At 51.6% G+C, this 7,499-nt stretch carries 7 protein-coding genes; 5 read left to right on the top strand and 2 right to left on the bottom strand.

What is annotated here, in order from left to right; genetic code table 11:
• Positions 1–205 precede the first annotated feature (205 nt).
• Positions 206–748 carry a DUF4142 domain-containing protein gene (locus tag O71_RS20595; protein ID WP_071530917.1) on the bottom strand — a complete coding sequence of 181 codons (543 nt, stop codon included), beginning with the start codon at positions 746–748 and terminating at the stop codon, positions 206–208.
• A gap of 500 nt (positions 749–1,248) precedes the next feature.
• Here O71_RS20595 and O71_RS20590 point away from each other — a divergent pair, with 500 nt between their 5' ends.
• From O71_RS20590 to O71_RS20580, 3 genes are all read left to right on the top strand, one after another.
• On the top strand, positions 1,249–1,719 hold the full coding sequence (locus O71_RS20590; RefSeq protein WP_007661021.1) for a LexA family transcriptional regulator: 471 nt from the start codon (positions 1,249–1,251) through the stop codon (positions 1,717–1,719).
• A complete protein-coding gene (locus O71_RS20585; RefSeq protein ID WP_007661019.1) occupies positions 1,712–2,986 on the top strand; it encodes a Y-family DNA polymerase in 1,275 nt (424 codons plus the stop codon). The genes O71_RS20590 and O71_RS20585 overlap by 8 nt, the downstream gene beginning before the upstream one ends.
• Positions 2,987–3,151: 165 nt before the next feature.
• Entirely contained in the window at positions 3,152–4,213 is a 1,062-nt protein-coding gene (locus O71_RS20580) for a PA0069 family radical SAM protein (RefSeq protein WP_007661018.1), read from the top strand.
• A 64-nt stretch (positions 4,214–4,277) separates the two neighbouring features.
• Here O71_RS20580 and O71_RS20575 read toward each other — a convergent pair whose 3' ends face one another.
• Positions 4,278–5,144 (bottom strand): manganese catalase family protein, encoded by an 867-nt coding sequence (locus O71_RS20575; protein WP_007661016.1) that lies wholly within the window; start codon positions 5,142–5,144, stop codon positions 4,278–4,280.
• A 242-nt stretch (positions 5,145–5,386) separates the two neighbouring features.
• Between O71_RS20575 and O71_RS20570 the strand changes: the two genes are divergently transcribed.
• Together O71_RS20570 and O71_RS20565 are read left to right on the top strand one after the other, a co-directional pair.
• Positions 5,387–6,178 (top strand): FRG domain-containing protein, encoded by a 792-nt coding sequence (locus O71_RS20570; protein ID WP_007661015.1) that lies wholly within the window; start codon positions 5,387–5,389, stop codon positions 6,176–6,178.
• A gap of 93 nt (positions 6,179–6,271) precedes the next feature.
• Positions 6,272–7,381, top strand: a complete 1,110-nt coding sequence (locus O71_RS20565) for a hypothetical protein (RefSeq protein ID WP_007661012.1) — start codon at positions 6,272–6,274, stop codon at positions 7,379–7,381.
• The last annotated feature ends 118 nt before the right edge of the window (positions 7,382–7,499 follow it).

Genomic DNA, 7,499 nt, shown 5'->3' with positions numbered 1-7,499 from the left:
TTCCCCACAGCAGGGCGCTCTGCTACCACTCCCGTCAGCACAATAAGGTATACCTTTTGTTGAAAAGCAATAAACTCAACCTTCAGTTATACTTTAACCAGAAACTACATTATACCTGATTTACATATCAATACAACACAAGATATAAATCAAAGAGGCCCCTGCTTAAACAGCAGGGGCCTCTTTGTAAATTTTAGTTTGCCATTTATAAAGCATCCGTCATGTCATCCAACTCACGGGCTTGCTCCAGGTGCATACGCAGTGCTGGCAATATTTTCTGGGCAAAGGCTCGCAACTCTGCGTCTTCCAGATCCTGCACTGCCTGCTCATACAGTTCTACCGCCTCTTCGTGCGCATCCTCCTGCACATCGGAAAAGTCTTTATCGAAATCAACACCTGTCTTACCATCAAGACGGGTCACGATTGCCTGCTTGTCCTGCGGTAGTGTAGTAGGCACCTGCAGGTTCTTTTGCTGCGCCAATGTCATTAGCTCCTGACTGGAGGCGGTATGGTCGGCTACTATCTGTTCGGCAAATGTCCGCACTTCCTCCATCGTTGATTTCTGAAGCGCCATGTTACCGGTCTGAATCTCAAACATATCACTGACAGCAGCACGCTGTACAAACTCCTGCGCTGTCAGACGCGGCACATCAATTCCATTATCATCGTCATCATCACAACTCACTAAAAACGCAAGTGGAACAAATAGCAGCAACAACCTCCATCTCAGATCTTTCATTTGTTTCATAGTTAAATACTTAAGTTAACAGATTCATAAACACGCTGGAAAAGTATAATTCATTCCCACATATTTTTAACGCAGCTATTGCTTCTCCAGCTATTGTATTTGTACTGAATTGAATCCGTATAAATACATAATACACACATTACCATACTGTTGTATACGAATTACAATATTGAATCGCATAAATATAAATCTGCACGATAGGTATAGCTAAGCTGGTTTTTCAGTTCTCAAACCCCTCCGCATTTTAAACTTTTATCTTAGTCATAACACCAAGTATAGCCTACCACTACCTTCATTAAATACAAGCTTAACTAGTCCGTCAGGGGTATATAGCCGGATTTCATTCCTTTGCTTTCTTTCTGCTTTTGCTTTCAGGCAGTTTGTAAGGTCCCTCTTGAAGCAGAACAAAAAACTAAATTTTTTAGTATATATTGCCAAACATATTAGCAAAGTCTATATTTGAGGCATGTGTCGCGAAAGAGACCAAAAGAGAAAGTACTATGGAAAAAACACATACCCTAAACACCCTGCCGGAGAGCCTCGAGTTACTCCCACTCCGGGCCACAGAATTACTTGAGTTACCCATCAGCCAGAGCTACGTAGCGGCAGGCTTCCCCTCCCCGGCCGAAGATTACCTGGAGGACAAGATTAACCTGCAGCAGGTGCTCATCCGCAACCCTACCGCTACCTACCTGGTGCGGGTGCGGGGCGAGTCCATGCGTGATGCCCGCCTGCACGACGGCGACATACTGGTGGTGGACCGCTCCCTGAAGCCCAGTCATGGGCATATCATCATTGGCGTAGTGGATGGTGAGTTCACCGTGAAGCGGCTCTTGCAGAAAGGACTTCGGCTGTACCTGCAACCGGCCAACGAGCTGTACCCGCCTGTAGAGATCACCGAAGAAATGGATTTTAAACCTTGGGGCGTTGTGGTGTGGTCGCTTCACAAAGTAAACGGTGGCCATGACTAGTCTTTTCGCTCTCGTGGACTGCAACAATTTCTACGCCTCCTGCGAGCGGGTATTCAATCCGAAACTGGAGGGCAAGCCCATTGTGGTGCTATCCAACAACGACGGTTGCATCATCGCACGGTCCAACGAAGCCAAGGCGCTGGGTATACAGATGGGAGAACCAGCATTTAAAGCAAAGGATACGATAGAACAGCATAACGTACACGTTTTCAGTAGCAACTATACCCTGTATGGCGACATGTCCGCACGGGTGATGCAGACGCTCGGGCAGTTCACCCCCCACCTGGAGGTATACTCCATTGACGAGGCTTTCCTGGACCTGGGTAACTTCTATGGCCGCGACCTGAACCAGTATGCCGGGGAGATGCGCCATACCGTAAAGACCTGGACAGGTATACCGGTGTCAGTGGGTGTGGCCCCGACCAAGACACTGGCCAAGCTGGCGAACCGGCTTTCCAAAAAGTCGAAAAAGGCGGATGGCGTGCTGGTGCTGACCGATGAACGGCATATACAGGAAGCCTTGCGGCGTACTGAGGTAGGCGATGTATGGGGTGTAGGAAGACGCTATGCCCGCAAGCTGGCAGCTTTTGGCATCCATACGGCGCTGGACCTGCGCAACACCTCCGATGCCTTTGCAAAGAAGCATCTGACCGTAGTAGGCCTGCGCACCGTGCGGGAGCTACGCGGCGAGCCCTGTCAGGATCTGGAGATGGTAGCGCCTAACAAGCAGCACATCTGCACCTCCCGCTCTTTTGGGGCGCCTGTGACCGAGCTTTCGCAACTGAAAGAAGCCACCGCCAACTATGCTTCGCGCTGTGCTGCCAAGCTGCGGCGTCAGCAAAGCTGCACAGGGGCTATTACAGTATTTCTGGAGACAAACCGCTTCCGGGAGACTGATGCCCAGTACTTTAACAGCAAGACCATTGCGCTACCTACGGCCACAAACAGCACCCTCGAACTGCTGCACTATGCCAACCTGGCTCTGCAGGCGCTCTACCGCGAAGGCTACCGCTATAAAAAGAGTGGCGTGATCGTATCGGAGCTGCGGCCCCAGAACCAGGTACAGACCTCTCTGCTCGACATTGTGGACCGCGACAAGCACCAGCGCCTGATGCAGACCCTCGATAAACTGAACGGCGCCTTAGGCCGTGACACGGTCACCTGCGCCGCACAGGGGACTACCCGCCCCTGGCAGCTGAAATGCGAGAAGAAATCTCCGTGCTATACCACCCAATTGAAAGGCCTGCTGTGTGTTGGGACAAGCTAAGATTTGGGTAAATGCGCTTCCAAGCTGAACCAACCCTGTTCCTCCTCGAAAAAAGGTTGGCTTACTCAGAACTTGCTTGAAGAGGCCTATTCATCTGCTACCAGGACCCTAGCAGGATGACAAAATTGAAATCACAAAATCATTAACAAGAGAATCACCGCTACTATGAAAGCAGAAGAATTTTTGAAAGGACGCGGCGCACAGTACAATCCTGCTAACCCCTACCTGAAGCAGGAATATGTGGCCGAGCACATCGAGGGACTGGACGAGGCGATGCTTTCTAACTCTAAAACGGAGTTCTTTGCGGAGCACCCCAAGAAAATTGTGAATAAGGTGGAAAGTCCGGACCTGGGACTCTCCTACTCCATGAACCCTTACCAGGGTTGCGAGCATGGCTGTGTGTACTGCTATGCCCGCAACTCACACCAGTACTGGGGCTATGGCGCCGGACTGGATTTCGAGCGCAAGATTATCGTGAAAGAGAATGCCCCGGAAGTACTGGCCCGTCAACTGGAAAATCAGAAATGGCAGGTGATGCCCATTATGCTGGCCGGCAACACCGACTGCTACCAGCCCATCGAGGCGAAGAAGCAGTTGACCCGCCGTATGCTGGAGGTGTTGCTGCAGTACCGCCATCCGGTCAGCATCATCACCAAAAATGCCCTTATTCTGCGCGACCTCGACTTGCTGCAGGAGCTCAACAAGCTGGATCTGGTGCATGTGAACATCAGCATCACGACACTGGACGAGAAACTGCGCCAGAAACTGGAGCCCCGCACTGCCACCGGCGCCAGACGCCTGCAGGTGGTGAAGCAACTGGCAGACACCGGTATACCTGTCAACGTGATGGTAGCGCCTATTATACCTGGGCTCAATGACTCCGAGATCCCGGCTATCATTAAAAATGCAGCCGAGGCAGGTGCCAGCAGTGCAGCCTATACCATCGTGCGGCTCAACGGCAGCATCGGTCCCATCTTTGAGGATTGGATCCGGGAGGCCTTCCCCGACCGCGCCGACAAGGTGCTGAACCAGATAGCCGACTGCCATGGTGGACAGCTCAGCGACAGTCGCTTCGGCACCCGCATGCGGGGCGAAGGCAAGTTCGCCGAGGCCATTAACAAGCTTTTCCATATGAGTCGCAACCGCTTCATGGCTGGCCGAAGCATGAAGCCTTACAACTATAAGCACTTCTGTACCAGGGCAGGTATACAGATGAACCTCTTTTAAAAGTTGAAGCGGGTGCAAGTATAACACCTGCACCCGCTTCTTCTTCTATGGGGACCTTAATGGCTTACAGCGCACCTTTTATCTTATTGATGATTCCTCCATTGCCGTCCATTTGCTCAACCTGGGCATGGCCTCTTGGATCTGGTGGCCCAAGCTGAGGCTCACCGCCCTGTGGCTCTGCCGGTGTCATCTTAAACTCACCTTTTCCATCCATGGAAGTACCCTGAGACCAACGGCCCTCCGCACGTGGCGCCCCGTTAATGGCCGTGCTCACAAAAGCGTAGTTGAATTGCTGGTTTTCCTCGGCCTGCGGGAAACTGTTCGGGATTGGGTGAACACCTTCCAAGCCACCCAGTTCTTCCAACACGGCCAGCCACTGGTTCTGGTGCATGGTATCGCGGGCGATCAGGAAGGCAAGCATGTCCTTCATACCTGGGTCGTCGGTTGCTTCCCATAAACGAGTAGCCAGCACGCGGCCTGTGGACTCAGCCATTACATTGGCATACATATCAGCGGCCAGGTTACCGCTCCCTACTACCCAGGAACCGTTAAAGGGAACCCCATTGCTATCAACTGCCATTGCAGCAAGACCTGAAGAAAGCACGTGTCGCGGATTCATCCCGCCCATCACAGCACCAATCACCTTATCTTTAGCCATATCCTCTTTCAGAGAGAGCGGGGCGCCCTCCAAATTCAGCGCCACGGCCGTAGCCAGCATTTCAATATGGGCCATCTCCTCTGTACCGGTTTCCAGTAGCATGTCGCGGTACTTGGCAGGCCCCCTCGCACCCCAGGCCTGGAACAGGTATTGCAGACAAACCCTGATCTCCCCCTCAATGCCACCAATGGCCTGCTGTAGCATATTGGCAAAGGCCGGGTTTGGCTTTTCCACTCTTACTTTGTACTGTAGTTTGTTGTCATGATAAAACATAGATGTATAGGACTTATGAGTAAAACATTTCAGAACTTACGGCATGCAGTATTAGATGTTATTAATCAAGTACAAATACGTAATTATAAAATACAAAAACATAGTTAAATGAAAGTATAGGTATAGAAGCATGCTATTGAAAATTCATCAGCGTTGCTACCTCCACACTACAACATTTTTCAGCTAACAAGGTATAGGAAGCAACCCCGCCGCCTGCTATTATAAGACAGCAAAACGATTACATGGAACCCGGAAAAGACATCATTGTAAACAGTTGGGCAGAGGTACAATCGGCCTTGTTCGACCACAGTTGGAACGAGAACATCAAGCGATTCCGCTCCTCCTATGTATACCGTGGCAGTTGGAGCAAAGAGTACGACCTGAGCACCAGCCTGACCCGCCTCGGCAGCCGCTACTACGAACTGGAGCCACACATTCTGCGAAACTTCCGAAAGTACGCCCACAGCAATTCTGCTCCCGGCGATTCCGTTTGGAACTGGCTGGCGGTGGCACAGCACCATGGTCTCCCTACCCGCCTGCTCGACTGGACCTACTCGCCCTATGTGGCCCTGCATTTTGCCACCCAAAACCTCTCCAGCTACCATGAAGACGGTGCCATCTGGTGCGTGGACTATGTGAAAGCCAATGACTTTTTGCCGCTCAAACTGCAAACGGCTATCAAGGAAGAAGGCTCCAACGTATTTACGCCCGAGATACTGCAACCCGTTTGCTCCTCCCTCAAGGAACTGGCTTTGCTGCAGAATAAAGAATATGTGGTGTTCCTGGAGCCGCCTTCACTAGACGCCCGCATCGTGCACCAGTACGCTCTGTTCTCGCTGATGTCAACGGCGCAAGCCAATATGAGCCAATGGCTGGAGCAGCACCCGGAACTGTACTTTAGAGTGATCATTCCAGCTGGACTGAAATGGGAAATACGCGACAAACTGGACCAGGCCAATATCACCGAGCGGGTGCTTTTTCCAGGTTTACAGGGGCTGAGCCAATGGTTGAAGCGCCACTATACGCATGAGTAAGTTTTTTACTAAAAAAAGGGAGTCTGGTCGCTGTTTCCTCGCAAAATATCTATACTTTAATAGACTATTTACATCGAATACCCATACCCAGCCATGAATTCCTTTTTACCCACTACCCGTGAAGTGATCAAAAACTTCATACTGAACAACTTACCACCCTGTCACTTAAAAAAACACCTAAAACCTGCTACTGCCGTACTGGCGACCGCCCTCCTACTAGGCTCCGCCTCCTGCACCCAGGACAAAGAAGTTCATTCGGCTACACTGCCGGCTACAACTGAAAAGTACGAACTGCCGGCTCAGCCAGCTGACAGTTCTGCCACCGCTTCTAGCGACACCGTAGCGGCACAGACACCAACTGTCGCGCCAGCATCTGCTCCTGCAGCCCCTACCGTATACCCAGGACCTGAGCCGCTGCCAGGTGCCATCCTGCCGCACAAGCGCATTCTGGCCTACTATGGCAACCCATTGTCAAAGCGCATGGGTATACTGGGAGAGTACCCGGTGGACGAAATGCTCCGCCGCCTGGACGAGGAAGTAGCCAACTGGACTAAAGCCGACTCACTTACGCCTGTACAGCCTGCTCTGCATGCCATTGTGGTAACAGCACAAGGGCACCCCGGCCGTGGCGACAAGTACCGCCTGCGCATGACCGACAAAATGATCGAGGATGTGCTGGAGATGGCCAGGCAGCGCGATGCTATTGTGTTTCTGGATGTACAGGTTGGCCGCAGCACCCTCCCCGAAGAACTCCCCCGTTTGACCCAGTTCCTGAAGCTGCCGAACGTGCACTTAGGTATAGATGCTGAGTTTGCCATGAAGGACGGCGAAGTACCGGGTAAGAAAATCGGAAGTTTTGACGCCGAGGACATCAATTATGCCACCGGCCTGCTTGCTGACATCACAAAAGAATATAACCTGCCGCCTAAGTTGCTCATCGTGCACCGCTTCACGCAGCGCATGATCCAGAACTCGCAGGATATCAAACTAAGACCAGAGGTGCAAGTGGTCATGCACATGGACGGCTGGGGACCACCAGCGCTAAAAAGAGATACCTATCGTCGCTTCATCGCCAAGGAGCCGGTGCAGTTCACAGGGTTTAAGGTATTCTACAAGAATGACACCCGCAACAACTCCCGCCTGATGACACCGGAGGAGATCCTGAAGCTAGATCCGAAACCACTGTATATCCAATATCAATAGCCATAGAGAGAGCGCAGCCGGCAGCTGCGCTCTTTTATTTTATCATCCCTCCGGTATAGAGCTGTTTCAACCATTTTTGGCTAACCCTGATCTGTGAAGAGTTGCCTTCCTTTCCGAT

It is taken from the genome of Pontibacter sp. BAB1700, from assembly GCF_000277005.1.
Taxonomy (GTDB): Bacteria; Bacteroidota; Bacteroidia; order Cytophagales; family Hymenobacteraceae; genus Pontibacter; species Pontibacter lucknowensis.
The sequence above is the reverse complement of the archived record's forward strand: the minus strand, read 5'-3'. Positions and strand labels throughout refer to the sequence as shown.

Coding starts and splice junctions, on each gene's coding strand:
- O71_RS20595 (WP_071530917.1), bottom strand. CDS start 748: ATGAAACAAATGAAAGATCTGAGATGGAGGTTGTTGCTGCTATTTGTT.
- O71_RS20585 (WP_007661019.1), top strand. CDS start 1,712: ATGACTAGTCTTTTCGCTCTCGTGGACTGCAACAATTTCTACGCCTCC.
- O71_RS20580 (WP_007661018.1), top strand. CDS start 3,152: ATGAAAGCAGAAGAATTTTTGAAAGGACGCGGCGCACAGTACAATCCT.
- O71_RS20590 (WP_007661021.1), top strand. CDS start 1,249: ATGGAAAAAACACATACCCTAAACACCCTGCCGGAGAGCCTCGAGTTA.
- O71_RS20565 (WP_007661012.1), top strand. CDS start 6,272: ATGAATTCCTTTTTACCCACTACCCGTGAAGTGATCAAAAACTTCATA.
- O71_RS20570 (WP_007661015.1), top strand. CDS start 5,387: ATGGAACCCGGAAAAGACATCATTGTAAACAGTTGGGCAGAGGTACAA.
- O71_RS20575 (WP_007661016.1), bottom strand. CDS start 5,144: ATGTTTTATCATGACAACAAACTACAGTACAAAGTAAGAGTGGAAAAG.